This window comes from Tepidiforma sp., from assembly GCF_034433535.1.
GTDB lineage: Bacteria > Chloroflexota > Dehalococcoidia > Tepidiformales > Tepidiformaceae > Tepidiforma.
In genome coordinates, this window is sequence record NZ_DAOUAO010000171.1 from 1 (window position 1) to 1,641 (window position 1,641).

Sequence of the window (1,641 nt, forward strand, 5' to 3'; positions counted from 1 at the left end):
GCGGCAGCCGCGAGGGCGCGCTATCGGACGGCGGGGCCGGCGTGGCCACGGAGCCATCGGGCGCGTAGGCGAGGCAGCCGGAGAAGAGGACGGCCGCGGTCACGGCGGTGAAGGCGAGCAGGCGTCGCATGGGTCGAAGGTAGCGGGCGGGCGCGGACGGGGGCATCGGGGCGATGCTGATTCGCCGGGCTGGCTGTCCGTAGGGGTTGACCCGGGGAGCGGCGGGACGGCGCATGGGGCTCACCTGATGACGATTGTGGCGGTGGACTGGCTGACGTACTGGTTCGAGCCGGCGGCGGCGAACGCTTCGACCACGACGGTGGTGTTGACGAACTGGCGGCGGTCGACGCCGGTGACGGCGAGGGTCCAGGCGGCGCTCCCGGCGGAAGCCGCGGGGTTGCGCACCGGGTCGACCTGCCAGGTGGCGGTTTGGGCGTTCCAGTAGCGGTTGTCGGAGGTGCGGCGAATGGTGATTTCGACCTGCGCGGGGGCGAGGCTGCCGCTGTTGACCGTGAACGCGAGGCGCGAGCGGGGGACCGGACCGGAGGGGGTGTTGACGACCAGCTGGCTCGACGGGGTCGGCGGGGCGGCGGAGATGGAGAAGGTGGTGCTGGTGGCGGGGATGAGGGCCGGCGTCGATGTGGCGGTGAGGGTGTAGCCGGTCCCGGCGGGGGTGACGCGGCAGCCGGTGAAGGCGGCGACACCGGCGGTGACGGTCTTCGAGAGGCCGCCATCGCAGGTGAGCGTGGCCGAGCCGGAGACGGCCAGGGTGACGACCGTGGTGTTGTCGGTGGTGATGGTGGCCCCGCTTGCCGACTGGACGGCGACGACCGGCTGGGTGGGGAGCGCCTGGCCGGCGGTGCCGTTCGAGGGCTGGGTGGTGAAGGCGAGGCGGGTCGCGACAGGGTTGATGGTGAAGGTGCGCGCGGCCGAGGTGCCCCCGCCGGGGGCCGGGTTGAACACGGTCACCGAGGCGGAGCCGGGATTTGCCAGGAGCGATGCGGGCACGGTTACGGAGAGGCTCGTGCTGGAGATGAAGGTGACCCCGGACAGCGGCGTGCCGTTCCAGCGAACCTCGGAAGCGGCGATGAAGCCCGACCCGGTCAGCGACAGCGACAGGGCGGCCGAGCCGGCCGAGGCGGAGGTCGGCGAGATGGCATCGAGCACGGGCGTCGGATTCGAGCCGCTGCCGGGGACAACGAGGTCGAGGACGTTGTTGCCGCCGACGTTGTAATTGGCCCGGACGGTGTAGGTGCCGGAAGCGGTCGGGGTGAAGCGAACCCCCGACTGGCCGGACGCGCAGCCGACGGCGGCGGTGACGGCGGGGCTCCCGGGGCCGGTGACGGTGAAGTCGCCGACCTGGAGGACCGGCTGGAGCGACGGGCTGCCGACGAGGAGCGAGGCATTGCCCGGCTGCGCTTCGCCAGCAGCCTGCATCGGCCCGTCGGAGAGGACGGACGCGGTGCAGACGTTGATGGGCGTGCCGATGGCGAGCGTGCCGCCGGTGTTGATGAGGCCGACCTCATGGACGGTGATGCCGCTCAGTGCGTGGTTGGGGATGCCGAGCCCGGGGGCATCGAGGACGGCGGCGATATCGGCGCCATCCGCAGAGTCCGGCGCGGCGACGGTGGCGGTGATGGT

The 1,641-nt window shown here is 72.5% G+C and carries 1 pseudogene; it reads right to left on the minus strand.

Going from position 1 to position 1,641, the window contains the following annotated elements:
* Positions 1 to 240: 240 nt before the first annotated feature.
* A pseudogene (locus VAE46_RS09095) lies at positions 241 to 1,641 on the minus strand (IPT/TIG domain-containing protein); the annotation flags it as partial.